Here is a 21,146-nt window from a genome sequence, read left to right on the forward strand (position 1 = left end):
TTATAATGAACACACATACATTCAAGAGATAAAAGAGGACTTATGTCAAAACTATTATTCAATTTCATCATAGCCAGTTTCCTTCTATTTAGTCAGATTAGTTATGCAAAATTTAAAGTGATTACGACATTTACAATTATCCAAGATATCGCTCAAAATATTTCTGGAAATGCTGCTGAAGTGCAATCAATAACTAAACCCGGTGCAGAAATTCATGGTTACGAACCAACGCCTGAAGATATAGTGAAGGTTCAATCTGCTGATCTCGTATTATGGAATGGATTAAATTTAGAACGTTGGTTCGAACAGTTTTTCCAAAATGTTCAAGATAAGCCTGCTATTATTGTCACTGAAGGTATTCAACCTATTTTTCTTACAGAAAATGATAATAAAGAAATACCCAATCCTCATGCTTGGATGTCTCCATCTAATGCTTTAATTTATATTGAAAATATTAAAAATGCTTTAATTAAATATAATCCTGAAAATGCCGAAGTTTATCGTCAAAATGCTGAGAACTATACTAAGCAGATTCTCTCTTTAGATAAGCAATTACGTCCAAGATTGGAGACAATTCCTCAAAACCAACGTTGGCTTGCTACTTCAGAAGGTGCATTTAGCTATTTGGCTCAGGATTATGGTTTCAAAGAGGTTTATTTATGGCCAATTAATGCCGAGCAACAAGGTACACCACAACAAGTCCGTAAAATGATAGATTTAATTCATAAAAATAACATTCCTGTTATCTTTAGTGAGAGTACAATTTCACCAAAACCAGCCCAACAAATTGCTAAAGAAACAAATATACATTATGGCGGGCAACTTTATGTTGATTCTTTGTCAGATAAGAATGGTCCTGTCCCAACTTATCTTGATTTACTTAATACAACCATTATCACTATAATTAAAGGATTCGGGAAAAATGACAAATAATCCCCCAACCATTTTGGTAGAAGATGTCAGGGTTCGTTATAATAATGGTCATACCGCAATTCATAATATTTCTTTCCAATTAAGTGGAGGCACTACCTGTGCCTTAGTTGGTATAAATGGTAGCGGGAAATCTACTTTATTTAAAAGTTTAATGGGATTAATTATCCCTCAATCAGGAAAAATTTCTCTATGCCATCAACCAATAAAAAAGGCTTTAAAACAAAATATCATTGCTTATGTTCCTCAGAGTGAAGAGGTAGATTGGCAGTTCCCTGTTTCTGTTTATGATGTTATTATGATGGGACGCTATGGCTATATGAATTTCCTAAGAATTCCTTCACAATTAGATAAGAAAGAAGTCTTACAAGCGATGGAGCGATTAAAAATATCTCACCTCGCCCAACGTCAAATAGGTGAATTATCTGGCGGTCAAAAAAAACGCGTTTTTCTTGCCCGAGCTCTAGCCCAAAAAAGTAAAATAATTTTATTAGATGAACCTTTCACTGGCGTCGATGTTCAAACAGAAAATGAAATTATGGTGCTATTAACTGAATTACGAAAATCTGGATATTTAATTTTAGTATCAACCCATAATTTAGGTTCAATACCTGATTATTGTGATCAAGTAATAATGATTAATCGTACAATTCTAGCACAAGGAAATACGAAAACGACTTTTACACAGAAAAATTTAGAATTGGTTTTTGGTGGCTCATTACGAAATATAAAACTACTTGGGCAAGATTTACATAATGATAACGATGATAGAGCGGTAACGGTATTAACTGATGATGAACTACCTGCTGTGTTTTATGGACAAACGAAAAATGATCCTCCACTCCCCACCATTAGAGAGCGTTCACTCAATATAGCTAATGGAAAAAAATAATGCTCAGTTTACTATTAGAACCATTTAATTATAACTATATGATAAAGGCTTTCCTGCTAAGTGCATTAATAGGTGGTCTTTGTGCTTTTTTATCAGCCTATTTAATGTTAAAAGGCTGGTCATTAATTGGCGATGCCCTTTCTCATTCGGTTGTACCAGGTGTTGCTATTGCTTACGCATTTTCTTTCCCTTATGCTATAGGTGCTTTTTTGTCTGGAATTTTGGCCGCACTTGCTATTTTATGGGTTAAAGCTTTATCAAATTTACGGCAAGATGCTGTTATTGGTTTTATATTTACAACATTTTTTGCGTTAGGCTTATTTATCATTTCTTTAAACCCCACCTCAATTAATGTTAATGAGATTATTTTAGGTAATATATTGGGAATTTCAGATGAGGATCTTTTACAAATCATAATAATGATCATCTTTTGTTTTCTACTTCTTTTCCTATTTTGGAAAGACTTACTATTAGTCTTTTTTGATGAAATACAAGCGACTGCCGTTGGATTATCTCCTTTCTATTATAAGCTACTTTTTTTTACACTACTAAGTGCAAGTATTGTTGCAGCACTACAAACAGTAGGGGCAATTTTAGTCATTGCAATGGTGATCACACCAGGTGCTACCGCTTTTTTACTTACCGACAAATTTAAAACTCTCGTCATTATTGCCGTTATACTAGGAATACTAACAAACTTATTTGGTGTTTATTTTAGCTATTTCTTAGATTGTTCTACTGGAGGAATAATTATTTGTTTTCAAACAATACTTTTTCTCCTCAGCTTTCTATTTTCTCCTAAATATGGTCTTCTACGAAAAAAATATTCACCTTACAAGGAGATAAAAAATGATTAGTTTTATTAATTGGTTTATAGAACCCTTAAGCTATTCTTTTATGCAAAATGCCCTATTTATGGCTCTAATTATTGCGATTATTTGTGCAGTACTTTCTTGCTATTTAATATTAAAAGGCTGGTCATTAATGGGAGATGCTATTTCGCACTCTGTTCTACCAGGAATTGTGCTAGCCTATTTATTTAAAATTCCTCTTATTATTGGGGCGTTACTATCAGGATTATTCTGTGCATTTAGTATTGGATATTTAAAAGAAAACAGCCGAATTAAGGAAGATACTGCTATAGGAATTGTGTTCTCTGGAATGTTCTCATTTGGTTTGGTTCTATTTAGTAAAGTGGATACGGAGCAACATCTTTCTCACATATTATTTGGAAATTTATTGGGGGTATCTCCTCAAGCATTAATACAAACGCTATTGATTTCCAGTATAATTTTTTTGATTATTATGCTCAGAAAAAAGGACTTCCTGCTTTATTGTTTTGATCCCAGTCATACCCGCATAGTAGGTCTTGCCCCCAAAGTTCTACATTATAGTTTATTATGCTTATTGGCTTTAACAATTATTACGACTATGCAAATGGTCGGTATCATTTTGGTCACAGCAATGCTAATTGCTCCAGGTATTACTGCCTATATAGTTACTAAAAATTTTAATAAAATGCTATTGATAGCTATCTCTACAGCAAGTCTAACCAGCTTTTTAGGCATAATAATCAGCTATCATATAAATTCATCAACGGCTCCGACTATTGTATTATTACAGTCTCTGTGCTTTATACTAGCTTTAAGCTATAACAAATTGCTAAGCTCTAGATAAATCCTAAAATAACCGAAGCTATGTTAAATTTCACTCACTTGAATTAACATCCACCAATGCTTGCTTGATTGGACGACAAAAAAAGTCGTAATCCACTAAAAAAGCATCATGCCCATAATCAGAAGATAATTCACTATAGTGCAGATCTACTCCCGCATTTTCCAACATTATTTTGCTCTTCCTTACATCAACGATCTTGAATAACTGATCATTAATCACACCAATCAAACTATAACGGGCTTTAATACGAGAAAGGGCCTGTCCTATATTTTCATAACCTAATGCTGGATCATATAAATCTAATGCTCTTAATAAATATAAATAACTATTTGCATCAAATCTCTCTAAAAACTTCTGCCCTTGATAACTTAAATAAGACTCAACTTGGAAATAATCTCCCCAAAAATTTCCCTCTGATTTTACCGCTCGCCCAAAAGCTTTCTCAAGCTGAATATCAGTACGATATGTTAGCATTCCGAGCATTCTTGCAACAGCCAAACCTTGCAAAGGCGGCTTTCCATCATAATAATTACCATTATTAAAATTAGGATCGGTAATAATAGCCTGACGCATAACGTGATTAAAGCCAATCGCTTCAGAACTAAGATATAAAGATGAGCAGAGATTAATTACATTATCAATAAAGTCTGGATAATCGATTGCCCACTGTGTAGCCTGCATTCCCCCAAAAGACCCTCCAATAACAGCATACAAATGAGGAATATCTAAATATTTTAAGAGTGCTCGTTGAACTCTAACAATATCTTGAACAACAATATGTGGGAACTGACTTCCATAAGGTTTTTGTGTTTCTATATTGATAGATGCGGGTCCTGTTGTTCCCCTGCAACCTCCCAATACATTGGAGCAAATAAAAAAATAGCGAGAAGTGTCTAAAGCAAGCCCATCTCCCATAAAATTTTCCCACCATCCTCTTTGATCAGGAGATTTAGCACAAGGCTCAGCATCTCCTGTCAAGGCGTGGCAAATTAAAATTGCATTTGTTTTATCTTTATTAAGCACACCATAGGTTTGATAAGCAACTTCAATTTGCTTAAGTTGCCCCCCTAAAATTAAATCTAAAGGAGAGTGAGTAAACAACGTTGCTTTCTGTACTGCCATTACCTATCCTATCTAAATCATATAAAAAAACACTTCAACAAATAAACTACTGTCCAACTGACTTATTGTCAAGAAATTTTAGACATCTAAACATCTAGACGTATTTTAAAATAAATTTGCTTGAGTTTACTACTATTTTTTATTATCTTTAACCAAGATGATGAAAAAATATGAATATTATGCTTGTTCCCTTTTTTAATATGCATTTTTCTCCTTATTGGATAAAAAAAATATTCAAGTACGGCTTACTCACACTTTTATTTTTAAGCTCTATATTAATTATCCTTGATCAAGGAATCGCACTTTACGTCCATAAACATATTTATACAGATATTACAAAACTACCTCATCGCCCCTATGGCTTACTTCTTGGAACCTCAAAATATCGCACTAAAAATACACCTAACTTATTTTATTCTTACCGTTTATTAGCTGCCGATACTCTTTTCAAACAAAAGAAAATAGATTACCTATTATTAAGTGGAGATAATAGAACAATTGAATACAATGAGCCGCGTATGATGCTGAAAGATTTAAAAAAAATGGGCATTTCAGAAAAATTTATGTATATGGATTACGCTGGATTCCGTACTTTAGACTCAGTTATCAGAGCATCTCGGGTATTTAAAGCTAACTCATTAACAATCATCACCCAGCGTTTTCATTGTGAAAGGGCATTATTTATCGCAAGATATTATGATATTGATGCAATTTGTTTTGCCGCTGATTCCCCTAATCAGTATATTTTAGTTCGATTAAGAGAACTCTTTGCTCGCACTAGAGTAATATTAGATCTTCTTTTTGAAAAAAAACCGCACTTTCTTGGGGAAGCAGAACCCCTACCTCCTCCTATAAAAATCGACTAACAATGACGAAAAATTAAACGCCTCAAAATTTTACTCGAGGCATTTTCCAAATGTTCTTTATGATTGAGCTGTTTAAGCACTAATACTAATAATCGATCAGCAATTTGCTTATGATCTTGCACCGCACATAATACTTTGTTTTCTAAAAACTCAAGCATTTCGTGATTACCAAATGTTGCAATAACCAAAGAAGACGGAATATCTCTCTTATGCTTTAATGCCAAAAAAACACCTTGTAACAGCGTTAAAGAAGTAACAAATAATGCATCAGGCATCGAATTAGCAGCAAGCCACTTAGCAAAAGTCTGTGACGCTGATTCTCTATGAAACTGTGTTGTATAAAGATATTCTACCGCACTAAATTTACTTTCATTCAAAGCTTGACGGAATCCTGCTTCCCTATCCTGACTTGTTGGTAAATCTGGTAACGCCCCGAAAAATAAAATTTTACGATACTTTTTTAACTCCAATAAATTTTGTGTCAGGCTATAAGCATCTTTTTTATTATCTGAAAATACATTAATAATATTCTTACCGCTAATTTTCCTATCAAACCCAAAAACAGGAATATTACTCTCTTGATAGAACAAATTACTCTCAGGCAAAACACTTGAAACAATCAAAGCATCGATTTTACGCTGAAAAAGATGCCTCGCACATTCAATCTCGTTATCAGGGTTATCATTTGAACAAGCTATTAACAATTGATAACCCCTAGCACGAAAAAGCTGTTCTAAACGATGAGCAATTCTTGCATAGCTCATATTCTCAAAATCAGGAATAATCAAACCAATCGCATTACTCTTTCCAGCTCTCAACCCCGCCGCCATTATATTAGGTCTAAAATCATATTCCTTTATTAAAGATTCCACTTTTTCAATGGTTTTGTCACTTACTCTATATTGCTTCGCTTTTCCATTTATTACATAACTAACTGTCGTTCTTGATACACCTGCAAGTTTTGCCAATTCATCTAGTTTCACAATAACTCCTTTTAATGTGTGAAATTTTTAAAGGAATTATACCCTGAATTTTGTATTTATTTAGGTTGAAAGCACCAAAACTTGATCTGCTTAGCAAAATAATTTGCCTAAGATAAATAAAAAAAGCTGAGTTACCCCAACTTTTTCATAATTTAAATTATTTATTTAGATATTGACGGCGAGCAACCACCGCTTCAGATAAATTCTGCAACACCTTCTCAGAATCTTCCCAACCAATACAAGCATCCGTGATGCTTTGCCCATAAACCAGCTCTTGACCTTCTACAAGATCTTGACGACCTTCTACCAAATGGCTTTCAATCATAACCCCAAAGATTTTCTGTGATCCTTGTGAAATTTGTTGGCATACATCCGCACACACATCTAACTGTTTTTTAAACTGCTTACTGCTATTTGCATGGCTGAAATCTACCATCACGTGAGGAATACGACCTGTTTTTTCGATATTTCCGCAAATTTCTTCCACATCTTTTGCACTATAATTAGGCCCATTATCACCACCTCGTAAAATAATATGGCAATCGGCATTACCTTTTGTAGAAACAATCGCAGAATGACCAAATTTTGTTACAGAAAGAAAATAATGTGGAGCTTCTGCAGCACCAATCGCATCAAGGGCAATTTTCACACCGCCGTTTGTCGCATTCTTAAATCCTACGGCACAAGATAGCCCTGAAGCTAACTCTCGGTGAACTTGAGATTCCGTTGTTCTTGCCCCGATCGCCCCCCAGCTCATAAAATCTGCAACATATTGAGGCGTGATCATATCTAAAAACTCGCCCGCCGTAGGGACTTCTAAATCATTAATATCTAATAATAATTTACGTGCAATGCGTAAACCATCATTTAACGCATAGGTATTATTCAAATAAGGATCGTTAATCAACCCTTTCCACCCCACTGTCGTACGCGGTTTTTCAAAATAAACCCGCATAATAATTTGCAACGTATCACGATATTTTTCTCGCATTGCTTTAATTCGTTGAGCATATTCTAAAGCAGATTGAGGATCGTGAATTGAGCAAGGCCCAATCACAACCAATAAGCGATCATCTTTGCGATGAATAATATTATGCGTTTCTTTACGTGCCTGCTTAACGGTTTTCTCTGCAGTCTCCGTTGCTGGATATTTTTCGATCAAGGCGATTGGGGGGAGAACCTGCTCTACCTTACCAATTCGCGTATCATCATTTGCAATATAAATGTCATTTTTGCTTTTAGTCATACATCACTCTCTACATCTTGTTTGTATTTATCTTCTTCGCCTTGTATTGCGAATATATGATTATGCGTGCCAATGTAGCACGCATTTTTGTACTGGTAAACTAGTTTAAAAATATTTTTAACTTTTTATCAATGATTGCTTAAAACTTGTGCTGGTTGCAGTCGCACTGCACGACTTGCAGGATACAAACTTGCCATCAAACTTAGCACTAAGGCAACGGCAAATACAATCATCATATCTTGCCAATGCAATTCACTTGGTAAAAAATCCACGAAATATACGCCATCAGAAAGCAATTTTCTGCCAATCAAAAACTCAATGCCTTTAATTAATTGAGTTAAATTCAATGCGGTAATACAGCCAAGCATTAAGCCTATCAAGCACCCTTTCATTCCAGCTAGCAAGCCATACCAAATAAAAATCTGTTGGATAAAGCGATCATTTGCACCCAATGTTCGCATAATCGCAATATCCCCTTGCTTATCTTTCACTGCCATAATTAAGGTAGAAACAATATTAAAGCACGCGACCCCTATCACTAATACCATCGCTAAATACATCACCGTACGAATAAGTTGAATATCGCGATACATATAACCGAATTGACTAATCCAATTATGAGCTGATAAAAATTGTGGATAATTCTGCAAGGTTGAGTATCCCATTTGTTGCACCTGAAAAGGATCTCGCACTTTTAATTCAACCCCCGTTGCTTCCTCTGTGGAATAATCCAAGAATTGCTGTGCCATCGCTAAGGGGATTAAGGCATAACTATGATCGAGCTGTCCATCAAGGCGTAAAATCCCCGTGATTTGCATACGCTCTCGTCTTGGTTGAATAAAATTATTTGTACCATCGGATTGCGAAATCAGCAACGTTACCCAATCCCCTTCTTTAACCTCAAGATCTTTGGCGATACCAGAACCTAGTATAAGCCCTCCTTCACGAGAAAAATTCTGCCAGCCATCGCCAAGCACGAATTGTCCTAAAGCACTCACTTGCTCCTGCTGATTAGCGTCAACACCTTTAACCTGTACGACTTTCAATTTCGTTCCATTTTCTATCAATGCAGTAAAATTTATAAAAGGCGAGCTTGCTAGCACTTCGGGATCTTGTTTTAAAAGTGCGGTCAAATTTTGCCAATTTTTTATCGGTGTACTTTCACCTTGCCCTGAATACGCAGAAATCTCAATATGTGGAACAACCGCCAAAATGCGTTTATTCAGCTCACGTTCAAAACCGTTCATCGCACTTAATCCCACAATCAACACCATAACACCAAGGGCGATACCAAAGGTAGAAAACATTGAAATCAATGACACTAAGCGATTTTTTTGCTTACCTCGCTGATAACGCCAGCTAATAAAAAAAGGTGCATTCATCTAGCTCTCTCCACGCAAAATGCCATCTTGCATCACCATTCGGCGGGAAAGTTTTTCCGCCAGTTGTAGATCGTGAGTTACCAATAAAAATGCGATTTTTTGCTCTTGGTTTAATTTTAGAATTAGTTCAAAAATACTTTCTGTTGTTTTACGGTCTAAATTTCCAGTGGGTTCGTCAGCCAACACCAAAGCGGGGTTATTCACCAATGCACGGGCAATGGCAACACGCTGACGCTCGCCGCCAGACAAGGCAGAAGGGCGATGCTTAATACGATGTGATAATCCAACTGCACCAAGCATTTTCTCCGCACGATCTTGTGCTTCACTACGATTTTGTTTGCCGATTAACATCGGCATCATCACATTTTCTAAGGCGGTAAAATCAGCTATTAAATGATGAAATTGATAAACAAAGCCTAAGTGCTGATTGCGTAATTTGGCTAATTCATTCGCACTGGCTTTTTGTAAAGACTGCCCTTTTATGAACACTTCGCCGCTACTTGGCTGATCTAGCCCGCCTAGGGTGTGCAATAATGTACTTTTTCCAGATCCCGAGCTGCCCACAATCGCAACTAACTCCCCCTCTGCCATTGAAAAACTCACCTCTTTCAACACTTGGGTTTGGTTTTCACCTTCTTGGTAAACTTTGCTTAAACCTTGGCAACTCAGTAAGATTTTATTATCAATCATTCTTTCTCATTTCTTCAATTTAGTTAAAAACGTGGCAAAAAAACACCGCACTTATCATTCATAACGCAATGCTTCAGCGGGTTCAATTTGTGCGGCTCGATAGGCGGGGTAAATGGTTGATCCTAATGAAAATAACAATGATATGCCCACAATCATTATAAGCTGAGACAAGTTGAGTTCTGTTGGCAAAATGATATTTTCAGGATTAAACCACGCCATAATGCGATCTAAATTTAATGTTGTTAATACGCCAAGCATTGTACCGACTAACGTCCCACTTAGTCCCACTAATAGCCCTTGCCAGATAAACAGATTACGAACCTCAGATTTATTTAGCCCTTGCGTTTGTAAAATCGCAATTTCTCCTTGTTTATCCACCACCATTAAACTAAGCGAGGTGATAATATTAGAAATGGCGACCACAATAATCAGGCTAATCAGTAATCCCATCATATTTTTTTCCATTTTCACCGCTTGGAAAAACTCGCCTTTTTGGCTACGCCAATCACTAATTAGCCATTTATCAGATGGAAAATATTGCGGTAATTCAGTGATGTCAAAAGGATCTTTTAAAAATAAACGGTAGCCTTGCATTTGATCAGACGGAATTCGCATCAACCGCCCAATATCGGAAAGATTGGCAAACATCTCATTAGTATCATTCTGCCCAGCAGAAAAATAAATATCGCTAATCGTAAATAAACGTTGCACAGGCACGCGACCGAAAGGGGTATATTGGCTGTTCTCTGTTATCATTAAACGAACTTTATCACCAATTTGTAAATGCAGTTTTTCTGCAAGTTGTGAGCCGACAATGAGCTTAAACTCTCCTTCGGGTAATACTTGCTCAAAGGATTGCGTTGCGAAATTCTGCAATAAAGGATCATCAGAAAAACGGGTAATCCCAATCACTTGCCCCGCACTGACGCCTTGTGGTGCTTGCAAAATCACATTCGTAGTATTAATGGGAACCACGTTTTGCACAAATGTAGGCATACTAGGAATAGGTTCTGAGTGAGATAGATGCCCCGCTAATGGCATAATAATGGCGTGCGGTATGCTAGAAAGTACTTGTTTTTTTTGCTGATTTTCAAGACCATTCATAACTGAAAGTACGATAATCAATGCCATAATACCTAGCACAATGCCCATCATCGCAAGATTGGTAACTAACCGTCCAAAACGATCAGCACTTTTGGCACGCCAATAACGAAAGGCGATAAATAAGGAAATTGGAACACTCATCATTAATAGTTAAGGGTTAGCAATAATCATATTCCCCAACCTCTACTATGTTGGGGAGAGGGAATAACGGAATACATTATTTACCCATTGCCACAAAATCTTCAATATTTTGCGTGACTTTTTTCACCAAAATTTCCACCGCACCATCAGAAGCCCAAGCGACATGTGGCGTGATAATTAAATTAGGTAAACGCGTTGCTGCTTGAATAAGTGGATTATCTTTTTCTGGAGGCTCTTTTACTAAAACATCCAGTGCGGCGGCCGCAATCGTCCCGCTCTCTAAGGCTTCGAGCAGTGCTTGCTCGTCAATTAAAGGCCCACGACCAGTATTAATTAAATACGCCGTTGGCTTCATCAATTTCAACGTTTGAGCATTAATTAAGTTTGTCGTTTCTGGAGTTAAAGGGCAATGTAGCGTGATAATATCTGCCTCTTGCAATACTTGCTCAAAAGGTAAATACCCATCACGTATTGTTGATGCCCCTTTACGTTCAGCATAAAGCACATTCATTCCGAGTGCTTCCGCTAAGCGTCCTATTTCTGCACCAAGATTTCCCTTTCCTACCACACCTAATGTAGAGCCTCTAATATCGGTGATCGGGTAATCAAAATAACAAAACTGTTTGCTCTCTGCCCATTTCGCACTAAGTTGATCTTTATACCAATTCATTAAACTATGCTTTAAGGCAAAAATTAACCCTAACACATGCTCAGGGACAGTCACTGATGAATAACCCGTCACATTTTTTACTTCAATACCAAGTTCTTTCGCCGCAATAAGATCAACATTATTTGTTCCTGTTGCCGTCAATGCAATTAATTTTAATTTGGGAAGTTGTTGCATTATTTCACGATTAAAGACCACTTTACTGGTAATGACAATATCCGCGTCTTTTGCTCGTTCAACAGTTTGCTCTGGCGACGTATATTCATATTCTACCCATTGATGCTCAAAATTCGGACGGGGAATAGGAATATGTTTTGGAATTGCCGTGCTATCAAGGAAAACAATTTTCATATAAAAGCCCCATATAAAATAAAACTTAAAATGCAGTAAAATTATACCGCACTTTATTGCTAAAGACTCTCATCAGCTAATTAGCTGTATCAATCTCATCAAAAGATTTAACAAGCTCATCAATTGCTTTCATTTGAGAAACAAATGCTTCTAATTTATTTAATGGTAAGGCAGATGGCCCATCACATTTTGCTTTCAATGGTTCAGGATGAGCTTCAATAAATAGTCCAGCCAATCCTACCGCTAAGCCCGCTCTTGCTAGTTCGGAAACTTGTTCACGGCGACCTCCAGAAGCAGCCCCCAACGGATCTCTACATTGTAATGAATGGGTAACATCAAAAATAACAGGACATCCTTTAGAAACTTTCTTCATTACATTGAATCCCAGCATATCGACAATTAAGTTGTCATAACCAAAACTTGTGCCACGATCACACAAAATAATTTGGTTATTTCCACACTCTTCTATTTTTTCTACGATATTTCCCATTTGACTCGGACTCAAAAATTGTGGTTTCTTTACATTAATGACCGCTCCAGTGCGTGCCATTGCTTCAACAAGATCAGTTTGCCGAGCTAGAAACGCGGGTAGTTGAATAATATCAACCACTTCAGCAACTGGCTGACATTGATAGCTCTCATGTACATCTGTAATAATTTTAACATTAAATGTTTCTTTCAATTCTTGAAAAATTTTAAGCCCCTCATCCATTCCAGGTCCTCGAAAAGAATGAATTGATGAACGATTTGCTTTATCAAAAGATGCCTTAAAAATATATGGAACATTCAATTTTTGCGTAACTTCAATATATTGTTCGCATACTTTCATCGCCATATCTCGACTTTCTAATACATTCATACCTCCAAAAAGGACAAATGGTTTATTATTAGCAATCTCAATATTCCCCAAGGTGATCAATTTATTTTTCATACTCATTTCTCTATTTTTAATGAATGGATTCTTTTTTTGCTTTTTCCTGTTCTTCAGCATCTTTTTCTATAAGAGGTAACTGTTCCTTCAACATTTTAGAGAACGAATCATTAGGTCTTTTTTCAATAAAAGTTTCAAGATCTTTAAGAGCCTCTTTAAAAAGTCCAAATTGTATTTTTAGAATTCCTCTATCACGAATCTCATCTAAAGAATCAGGGTAACGATGTAGAATATTTTCTACATAGGCTAATGCCTTTTCATTGAGGCTTTCTCTCATCAAAGCATTTTTGGCTAACTGTCCATAACGCATTTCTAATTCTTCTTCATCTTGTTTTCCTAATAAAGGAACAGAAATTTGAACCTTTTCTCCATAATAGACTTTATAAGTGTATTCAATATATTGATCGGAAACTTGACGACCAGTCCAAGGATCAAAGAATAAAGGTTTACTATTTACTTCAGCTTTTAGCATTATATTGACCGGAAAATCAACCGCATAGAGAGGAAGATCCAATTTTTCAGCAAGATAGAGCAAAATACCCCCGATAGAAACAGCTACACCTCTACGAGTGGCTAAAATATCTGGTAAATAATAATTCGAATGCTCAAAAACATTGTTAAAATCAATTTGAAACCCCCAATCATTATAAACAAGATCAATAAGTTTTCTTATTTTGTTCTCATCATCTTTTTGTGAAGAAATTTCCTTTTTCGCTTGAGTCAAAAATTCCTCCATTACAGAATGGATACTCCCTAATTCTCTTTGTTGATCATTTCCTGTTACAATATAAAAATTGAGCATTTCATTATAAATTGCACTACGATTTGTATCCATTAACGATTTTCTCCTATTAATTGAGCCAATGTTACACGTTCATTATGACTATAATCTTTTATAGTAACAATATTACGCCAAAAATCTGTTTGAAAAAAAGACCGCACTTTATTTCCTTGCTGCCAGCCATGTTCTACCAATAACCAACCATTTGCCTTTAAATATGCAGGTGCGTTAATAATAATATGTCGCAAATCAGCATATCCTTCATCGTTAGATACAAGAGCCGTCAAGGGTTCGAAACGCACATCTCCAATAGTTAGATGTAAATCTTCTTTATCAATATAAGGTGGATTACTAACGATTATATCGAAAGATTGCCCTTTCAAATGTTCAAACCAATTACTTTGATGAAAATACACATTTTCAATATTATTATACCTCGCATTATTTTCAGCTAACTTAACTGCATTATCAACCAAATCCACGCCTATAACCGAATATTTAATTAAATTTTGGAAGCCAGATCGCAATTCTTTTGCTAAAGCAAGTGCTATAGCACCTGTCCCCGTGCCTAAATCCAAAATTGTCAATGTACCATCAAAGTTTTTTGATGTTACGCATTTCTTAATGCAATCTAATGCATTTTCAATCAATATTTCCGTTTCACTACGTGGTATCAATGTATCTGGCGTTGTCATAAGATCAAGTGTCCAAAAAGGCTGACAACCTAAAATATAAGCCATTGGTTCGCCATTTGCTCTTCTTTCAAGTAAAGCGGTGAGTTTGATAAGTAAATGCTTAGGTAATGTAGTATCAGAAAATGCCAAAATAAAAGAACGAGAATGCCCTGTTACAAACTCTAGTAACAGCATTGCATCTACTTTAGCATTCATAAACGGATCAGCCGTCTTGTTTTTATCTAATTTAGATACAGCCAAACTGATCCAATCAGCATAATTCATTATTAATACCCTAATATCGAATGTATAAAAGTCTTTATAAAAATAAAAGACTGAATTGCTTATAAGCAACATCAGTCCTTTACCACACAAAAATAAAGATTAGTTATTTGAATTATCCTGTTTTACTGAATTTTCAGTATCCTTATTTTTTACACCATCAACTTTCGCTGTTTTCATCTCCTCATCCCAACCAGCCGGCGGCGTAACCGGCTCACGATTCATCAATTGTTTGATCTGCTCTTCTTCAATGGTTTCATATTTCACTAACGCATCTTTCATTGCGTGTAAAATATCCATATTGTCAATTAATAGCTGTCTTGCACGCTCGTAGTTACGAGTAACAATCGCACGGACTTCTTCATCAATAAGATGTGCTGTTTCATCAGACATATGTTTCGCTTTCGCCATTGAGCGTCCTAAGAATACTTCACCTTCATCTTCAGAATAAAGAATTGGACCTAATTTATCAGAAAAGCCCCACTGGGTAACCATATTGCGTGCAATATTCGTCGCAACTTTAATGTCATTTGATGCACCAGTAGAAATATTTTCTTCACCGTAAATCAAATCTTCCGCTAAACGCCCTGCATAAAGGGTGGAAAGTTTACTTTCTAATTGTTTTTGGCTAATGCTTACCTGATCCCCTTCTGGTAAGAAGAAGGTTACCCCTAAAGCACGGCCACGCGGAATAATGGTGACTTTATGTACTGGATCGTGTTCTGGTACTAAATAACCCACAATGGCGTGTCCTGCTTCGTGATAAGCGGTGGATTCTTTTTGCTTATCCGTCATAATCATTGTGCGGCGTTCAGGCCCCATATTGATTTTGTCTTTCGCTTTTTCAAACTCAAGCATTGAAACCAATGGTTTGTTCATTCGAGCAGCAAATAATGCGGCTTCATTCACAAGGTTAGCCAAATCAGCCCCTGAATAACCTGGTGTGCCACGCGCAAGGGTCATCGCATTCACATCTGGTGCAACTGGCACTTTACGCATATGGACTTTTAAGATTTGCTCACGTCCTAATACATCTGGCAAGCCTACCACCACTTGGCGGTCAAAACGCCCTGGACGCGTTAATGCAGGATCAAGCACATCTGGACGGTTGGTTGCGGCGATCACAATCACCCCTTCATTGCCTTCAAAACCGTCCATTTCCACCAACATTTGGTTAAGGGTTTGCTCACGCTCATCGTGTCCACCACCAAGGCCTGCACCACGTTGGCGACCTACTGCATCAATTTCATCAATGAAAATCAAGCAAGGTGCGTTTTTCTTCGCTTGTTCAAACATATCACGCACGCGAGAAGCCCCCACGCCGACAAACATTTCAACAAAGTCAGAACCTGAAATGGTAGAAAATGGCACTTTCGCTTCACCCGCAATGGCTTTAGCTAATAAGGTTTTACCTGTTCCCGGTGGCCCAACCATTAAAATCCCTTTTGGAATTTTACCGCCCAATTTTTGGAATTTGCTTGGATCACGCAAGAAATCAACGATTTCCCCCACTTCTTCTTTGGCTTCATCACAGCCTGCCACATCAGCAAAAGTGGTTTTAATTTGCTCTTTGGTAAGCATTTTGGCACGGCTTTTACCAAAGCTCATTGCCTTGCCGCCACCGCCTTGCATTTGGCGCATAAAGAAGAACCATACGCCAACAAGTAATAGCATTGGGAACCAAGAGATGAGAATTTGCGATAAAATACCACGTCTTTCTGGCAACGTTCCTTCTACTTTTACCTTTTTATTTAATAAATCATTCAATAATTTATCGTCATAAATTGGCATTACGGTTGAATATTTTGAACCATCAGATTTAGTAACTTGTAATTCGTTCTCTTCAAATCGCACTTGCCGTACTTGATCATTACCCACATCCGTAATAAAGGTGGTGTAATCGGTAAGATTACCATTCGAACTACCGCTAAAGCCCTGATATGCAGACATCATAACTACTGCAATCACAATCCATAGAACTAAGTTTTTGACCATATCTTTCAAGGTTTGACCTCGTTTTTCTAAGTTAATAATTTGTTACAAGATTACTACATTCATTCCAAAATGAGAAGTTATTGAATTTATAGTTAATATTTGTAACCCGTTGCCACAATATACACCTCACGAGAACGCCCACGAGATGCTTCAGGTTTACGCACTTTAACGACACTAAACAGAGAACGAATTTCTCTTAAATATTCATCAAAGCCCTCACCTTGGAAAACTTTCACAACGAAACTGCCTTTGTGCACCAATACTTGTTTACACATATCCAAAGCCAGTTCCACTAAATACATTGCACGAGGAATGTCCACTGATGGCATACCACTAAAATTTGGCGCCATATCCGACATTACCACATCAACTTTTGCCTCGCCTACGCGTTCAAGCAAGGCATTCAATACATTTTCTTCACGAAAATCCCCTTGCAGAAAATCCACGCCGACAATCGGATCCATTTCTAAAATATCACAAGCTATCACACGCCCTTTGCCACCAATTTGGCTTACCACATATTGCGACCAGCCACCCGGTGCAGCTCCCAGATCTACCACAGTCATACCAGGTTTAAATAACCGATCCGTTTGCTGAATTTCATCAAGCTTAAAATATGCCCGCGAACGCAGCTTTTGTTTATGTGCTTTTTGCACAAACGGATCTTTAAAATGCTCATTCAACCAACGCGTTGAACTTGCTGAACGTTTTTTCTTTCCCATTATTTCTTAATTTTAGCTTATACCGTACACATTGATATAAGGTCAAAAACACTAAATTTCAAGTTATGAATAATTTTAACATAAAACAACCACAGACTCATATAACTCCCTACCTATGCAATAAAAAGAAGGAATATCTTGGCCCAAACTTTGTTGCGAACTAAGAAGCCTGCAGAATTTATAGACAATTATCAATAAATAAAGTGCGGTACGATTTCTTGATAAAAATATATCACATTGATAAATGTGATGAATTATCCCTATTCTTTGTATGATGAAAAAATGCATAAATATGCGGTAAAATTTGGCTAATCATATTAAGTTGTTGAATAGGAATACCTATTTCAGATTGGGACACTTTATCTTCCGTATTCTCATTAAGTTGATGTAATGCCTGTTGAATGTTACTTAGTAATTTATCAAATACCGCCGCAGATAAAGACTCAATATGCTCTAAAGCATAAATTAATTTCTTGGCAATCGGATAAAACTCAGCCCAAAAATCACTATTATATGAAATATGTTTGATATTTTCTCGATATGCTCCTAACGCTGAAATATAACTCAATAACGAATAATTTAGCTTCAAGATCTCAAATCCACTTTGTAAATAGTCTTGATATTTTTCTGGATTACTATTCATATTTGACATTATTGTACTCAACGCCATTGCATACTCGTGTGCTTTCCTACGGGCAATCCGATACTGTAAACCATCGCACTTTCCAAATTGCAACTGACTTACAATATAAAGCAGGTATTTCCCATCACTCCGTATCGCTTGATGACTTACTTTATTTAAGGGGCTGTCCTAGATAACTAGACTAAACTCCCTTTAACCAATTGTTTTAAAATAGAAATTTGACTTTTTATGTTGCTGTAATTAAAACGCCATTCACATTCCTTTAAATAAAGCTCAAAATGCGCTTTTGGGATACCATTAAATTTGCGTAAATGGCGTTTTGCTTGGCTCCAAAAATTCTCAATTCCGTTAATGTGGTTATGATTTTCAGCAAAATGTGTGCTGTGATTGATACGAAAATGACTAAATTCACTCACATCAAGCACGTCATAACTACGATAATTATCGGTGTAAACAATACTATCAGGCTTTACCTGCTCCCGAATAATGGGTAACAAGGTGGCAGATTGCGTATTTGGAACCGCAACGGTATAAACCTTGCCATTGCGCTTGAGAAGCCCGAATACCGCAATTTTCCCTGCCGCACCACGACCACGTTTGCCTTTGCGAGCACCGCCAAAATAACTTTCATCGGCTTCAATTTCACCTTCAAACATCTCTAAGTGAAGGCTGTTTTGATAGATGAGTTGGCGTAAACGATGAAAGTAATATGCGGCAGTCGTTTTGTTTACATTGACTAACTCTGCTGCTGTCCTTGCAGTAACACCTGCAACAAATAGCTCAATGAGTTTATTTTGTTTGTGCTGACTTAGACGACTTTTTCTCATTGGTTCATTCTAACCTAAATAGATTTTTTAGTTGTTATCTAGGACAGCCCCAAAATATTTTTGACTCTTCCCGTTAAGCCATTATCTAAATCAGCCAAACCACCTGCAATAATTCCTAGAACTAATGGCATACTTTGTTGAGATATATTTAACATCCACACCGAGAATGTTGCAATATTTACCGCAATAAACACCGGGATTGTCGCAATGACTTTCGCATTTAACCAATTATTCATCTTTACATACCTAAACAACGCATTGGCAAGCTTTACTTATTTTAGTCGTTCTTTTAAATAACCATCATAGTTAGGGATACAAATATCCGTTTCCTGGTGAAATAGCTCGGAATAAATTATAAAATCAGCACTTGCAACATTCATTGCTACAGGAATATTCCAAACGGTTGCAATTCGCATTAACGCTTTTACATCAGGATCATGCGGTACTGCATTCATCGGATCCCAAAAGAAAATTAAAATATCTATTTTTTTCTCCGCAATAAGTGCCCCCAATTGTTGATCTCCGCCCATTGGTCCACTTAACAAGGCATTCACGGTTAAATTCACTTCTGTCTGAATTAAATTTCCCGTTGTACCCGTTGCATAAAGAAAATGCTTCTCAAGTAAAGCGCGGTGTTTTTTACACCAGTTTATTAATTTTTCTTTACAATGATCGTGAGCAACAAGTGCTATATTTTTATGTTTAGAAAGCTGTCTAATCATCTTCTCCTCCGAATAAAAAAGTGAGCATAAAGCCCACTTTTCTTAGATAACAATATTCTTTGGGGCTGTCCTAGATAACTAGACTAAACTCCCTTTAACCAATTGTTTTAAAATAGAAATTTGACTTTTTATGTTGCTGTAATTAAAACGCCATTCACATTCCTTTAAATAAAGCTCAAAATGCGCTTTTGGGATACCATTAAATTTGCGTAAATGGCGTTTTGCTTGGCTTCAAAAATTCTCAATTCCGTTAATGTGGTTATGATTTTCAGCAAAATGTGTGCTGTGATTGATACGAAAATGACTAAATTCACTCACATCAAGCACGTCATAACTACGATAATTATCGGTGTAAACAATACTATCAGGCTTTACCTGCTCCCGAATAATGGGTAACAAGGTGGCAGATTGCGTATTTGGAACCGCAACGGTATAAACCTTGCCATTGCGCTTGAGAAGCCCGAATACCGCAATTTTCCCTGCCGCACCACGACCACGTTTGCCTTTGCGAGCACCGCCAAAATAACTTTCATCGGCTTCAATTTCACCTTCAAACATCTCTAAGTGAAGGCTGTTTTGATAGATGAGTTGGCGTAAACGATGAAAGTAATATGCGGCAGTCGTTTTGTTTACATTGACTAACTCTGCTGCTGTCCTTGCAGTAACACCTGCAACAAATAGCTCAATGAGTTTATTTTGTTTGTGCTGACTTAGACGACTTTTTCTCATTGGTTCATTCTAACCTAAATAGATTTTTTAGTTGTTATCTAGGACAGCCCCTATTCTTTTATTTCTGTTTAGTTGCCCAATTTAAGAAACGTTTCTGCGTCTCTTTATCGGCCTGTTGGAACCAATATTGTAATTGCTGTTCCACAACATTCTCTCCCTGAACCGTAATTTTTCCTTTTTGAGCTTTTGCCATTGTCGGAACAACTGATGGCATCATATTCACAGCAAACGAAGACACCGCTGCAACAGCACCAGATGCGTTATATTCAGAAAGATTATCAATCAAATTTAAGCCTGGTAAAAAACCTTCTTGTTTTAACTTATCTAGTTTAAAAGGAATTGCCTGACCAGAAACCGTTTTCAAATAAATCACTGGGTGATCATTATAATCTGCCGCCTCACGATCATTTTCAATATGCGGGGCAGAAATGACTAAATCATCTGAATGGCCTTGGAAAGTTACAATAATTGGGTCGGATTCAAATAAAGAACGCTCTGAACCACCAGTTCTGATCACTTCACTCACACGTACTACAACTTGATGAAGCTGAGACTCACTCGCATTGAAAGAGTTTGTTGATTTTAATAAAGATTTACTGGCTTTTTGTCCATCGATAGCTAAAAAATCAACATTAGACGAACTCGTTACAACACCTGCAAAACTTGTTGTACTGGTTAATAATAATGCGGTAGCTAATGCCGCAAAACGAAATTTCATATTAGCTCCTTCCATATAAGGGATAATGTTCTAAGATACCTTAAGAAAATAAGGTTCGGTGAATATGCTAT

General features: G+C 36.7%; 20 protein-coding genes and 3 pseudogenes. 5 read left to right on the forward strand and 18 right to left on the reverse strand.

Annotated elements, in window-relative coordinates; all coding sequences use genetic code 11:
- Positions 1–42 precede the first annotated feature (42 nt).
- From DXZ23_RS06240 to DXZ23_RS06255, 4 genes are read left to right on the forward strand one after another with little or no spacing between them, the layout of a single operon-like run.
- Positions 43–933, forward strand: a complete 891-nt coding sequence (locus tag DXZ23_RS06240) for a metal ABC transporter substrate-binding protein (protein ID WP_017807382.1) — start codon at positions 43–45, stop codon at positions 931–933.
- A complete protein-coding gene (locus tag DXZ23_RS06245; protein WP_017807383.1) occupies positions 923–1,822 on the forward strand; it encodes an ATP-binding cassette domain-containing protein in 900 nt (299 codons plus the stop codon). Before DXZ23_RS06240 ends, DXZ23_RS06245 begins: the two co-directional genes overlap by 11 nt.
- Positions 1,822–2,679: a metal ABC transporter permease gene (locus DXZ23_RS06250; protein WP_017807384.1), complete on the forward strand. Its 858-nt coding sequence runs from the start codon at positions 1,822–1,824 to the stop codon at positions 2,677–2,679. The genes DXZ23_RS06245 and DXZ23_RS06250 overlap by 1 nt, the downstream gene beginning before the upstream one ends.
- Complete coding sequence (locus DXZ23_RS06255; RefSeq protein ID WP_017807385.1) at positions 2,672–3,499, forward strand: metal ABC transporter permease; 828 nt, start codon at positions 2,672–2,674, stop codon at positions 3,497–3,499. The genes DXZ23_RS06250 and DXZ23_RS06255 overlap by 8 nt, the downstream gene beginning before the upstream one ends.
- A 30-nt stretch (positions 3,500–3,529) precedes the next feature.
- Here DXZ23_RS06255 and metX read toward each other — a convergent pair whose 3' ends face one another.
- The gene (gene metX, locus DXZ23_RS06260; RefSeq protein ID WP_017807386.1) at positions 3,530–4,621 is read right to left on the reverse strand and encodes a homoserine O-acetyltransferase MetX; all 1,092 of its coding nucleotides are present in this window, start codon (positions 4,619–4,621) and stop codon (positions 3,530–3,532) included.
- A 170-nt stretch (positions 4,622–4,791) separates the two neighbouring features.
- Between metX and DXZ23_RS06265 the strand changes: the two genes are divergently transcribed.
- Positions 4,792–5,487, forward strand: a complete 696-nt coding sequence (locus DXZ23_RS06265) for a SanA/YdcF family protein (protein WP_017807387.1) — start codon at positions 4,792–4,794, stop codon at positions 5,485–5,487.
- On the opposite strand, the gene cra is transcribed toward DXZ23_RS06265, so the two are convergent.
- The 17 genes and pseudogenes from cra to DXZ23_RS06350 all read right to left on the reverse strand — a co-directional run bounded on the left by cra (position 5,484) and on the right by DXZ23_RS06350 (position 21,075).
- Positions 5,484–6,470, reverse strand: a complete 987-nt coding sequence (gene cra / locus DXZ23_RS06270) for a catabolite repressor/activator (protein ID WP_017807388.1) — start codon at positions 6,468–6,470, stop codon at positions 5,484–5,486. The two genes, DXZ23_RS06265 and cra, sit on opposite strands and share 4 nt — an antisense overlap.
- 157 nt (positions 6,471–6,627) lie before the next feature.
- Positions 6,628–7,716, reverse strand: coding sequence for a 3-deoxy-7-phosphoheptulonate synthase AroG (aroG, locus tag DXZ23_RS06275; protein WP_017807389.1), 1,089 nt, complete (start codon positions 7,714–7,716; stop codon positions 6,628–6,630).
- Between the two features lie 128 nt (positions 7,717–7,844).
- Complete coding sequence (gene lolE / locus DXZ23_RS06280) at positions 7,845–9,098, reverse strand: lipoprotein-releasing ABC transporter permease subunit LolE (RefSeq protein ID WP_017807390.1); 1,254 nt, start codon at positions 9,096–9,098, stop codon at positions 7,845–7,847.
- Positions 9,099–9,788 carry a lipoprotein-releasing ABC transporter ATP-binding protein LolD gene (gene lolD / locus DXZ23_RS06285; RefSeq protein WP_017807391.1) on the reverse strand — a complete coding sequence of 230 codons (690 nt, stop codon included), beginning with the start codon at positions 9,786–9,788 and terminating at the stop codon, positions 9,099–9,101. It abuts the gene before it with no gap.
- Positions 9,789–9,842: 54 nt separating this feature from the next.
- Entirely contained in the window at positions 9,843–11,033 is a 1,191-nt protein-coding gene (locus tag DXZ23_RS06290) for a lipoprotein-releasing ABC transporter permease subunit (protein WP_026138616.1), read from the reverse strand.
- Between the two features lie 76 nt (positions 11,034–11,109).
- Entirely contained in the window at positions 11,110–12,051 is a 942-nt protein-coding gene (locus DXZ23_RS06295) for a 2-hydroxyacid dehydrogenase (protein WP_017807393.1), read from the reverse strand.
- Between the two features lie 76 nt (positions 12,052–12,127).
- Complete coding sequence (gene kdsA, locus DXZ23_RS06300) at positions 12,128–12,982, reverse strand: 3-deoxy-8-phosphooctulonate synthase (protein ID WP_017807394.1); 855 nt, start codon at positions 12,980–12,982, stop codon at positions 12,128–12,130.
- A 16-nt stretch (positions 12,983–12,998) separates the two neighbouring features.
- A complete protein-coding gene (locus DXZ23_RS06305; RefSeq protein ID WP_017807395.1) occupies positions 12,999–13,817 on the reverse strand; it encodes a SirB1 family protein in 819 nt (272 codons plus the stop codon).
- Positions 13,817–14,722, reverse strand: a complete 906-nt coding sequence (gene prmC / locus DXZ23_RS06310; protein WP_017807396.1) for a peptide chain release factor N(5)-glutamine methyltransferase — start codon at positions 14,720–14,722, stop codon at positions 13,817–13,819. Before prmC ends, DXZ23_RS06305 begins: the two co-directional genes overlap by 1 nt.
- A gap of 99 nt (positions 14,723–14,821) precedes the next feature.
- Entirely contained in the window at positions 14,822–16,714 is a 1,893-nt protein-coding gene (gene ftsH, locus DXZ23_RS06315) for an ATP-dependent zinc metalloprotease FtsH (RefSeq protein ID WP_035660357.1), read from the reverse strand.
- A gap of 92 nt (positions 16,715–16,806) precedes the next feature.
- On the reverse strand, positions 16,807–17,436 hold the full coding sequence (gene rlmE, locus DXZ23_RS06320) for a 23S rRNA (uridine(2552)-2'-O)-methyltransferase RlmE (RefSeq protein WP_017807398.1): 630 nt from the start codon (positions 17,434–17,436) through the stop codon (positions 16,807–16,809).
- 232 nt (positions 17,437–17,668) lie between these two features.
- A pseudogene (locus tag DXZ23_RS06325) lies at positions 17,669–18,238 on the reverse strand (YccS family putative transporter); the annotation flags it as partial.
- Positions 18,239–18,255: 17 nt separating this feature from the next.
- Positions 18,256–18,906 (reverse strand): IS1595-like element ISHpa1 family transposase, encoded by a 651-nt coding sequence (locus DXZ23_RS06330; protein ID WP_017805306.1) that lies wholly within the window; start codon positions 18,904–18,906, stop codon positions 18,256–18,258.
- A 53-nt stretch (positions 18,907–18,959) separates the two neighbouring features.
- Positions 18,960–19,142 (reverse strand): annotated as a pseudogene (locus DXZ23_RS06335) (FUSC family membrane protein); the annotation flags it as partial.
- Positions 19,143–19,178: 36 nt separating this feature from the next.
- On the reverse strand, positions 19,179–19,628 hold the full coding sequence (gene mgsA / locus DXZ23_RS06340) for a methylglyoxal synthase (protein WP_017807593.1): 450 nt from the start codon (positions 19,626–19,628) through the stop codon (positions 19,179–19,181).
- Positions 19,629–19,706: 78 nt separating this feature from the next.
- Positions 19,707–20,357: pseudogene (locus DXZ23_RS06345) on the reverse strand (IS1595-like element ISHpa1 family transposase).
- A 58-nt stretch (positions 20,358–20,415) separates the two neighbouring features.
- A complete protein-coding gene (locus DXZ23_RS06350; RefSeq protein ID WP_017806275.1) occupies positions 20,416–21,075 on the reverse strand; it encodes a curli polymerization inhibitor CsgI-related protein in 660 nt (219 codons plus the stop codon).
- Positions 21,076–21,146 lie beyond the last annotated feature (71 nt).

Origin of the sequence: Avibacterium paragallinarum (assembly GCF_900450705.1) — a bacterium.
Taxonomy (GTDB): domain Bacteria; phylum Pseudomonadota; class Gammaproteobacteria; order Enterobacterales; family Pasteurellaceae; genus Avibacterium; species Avibacterium paragallinarum.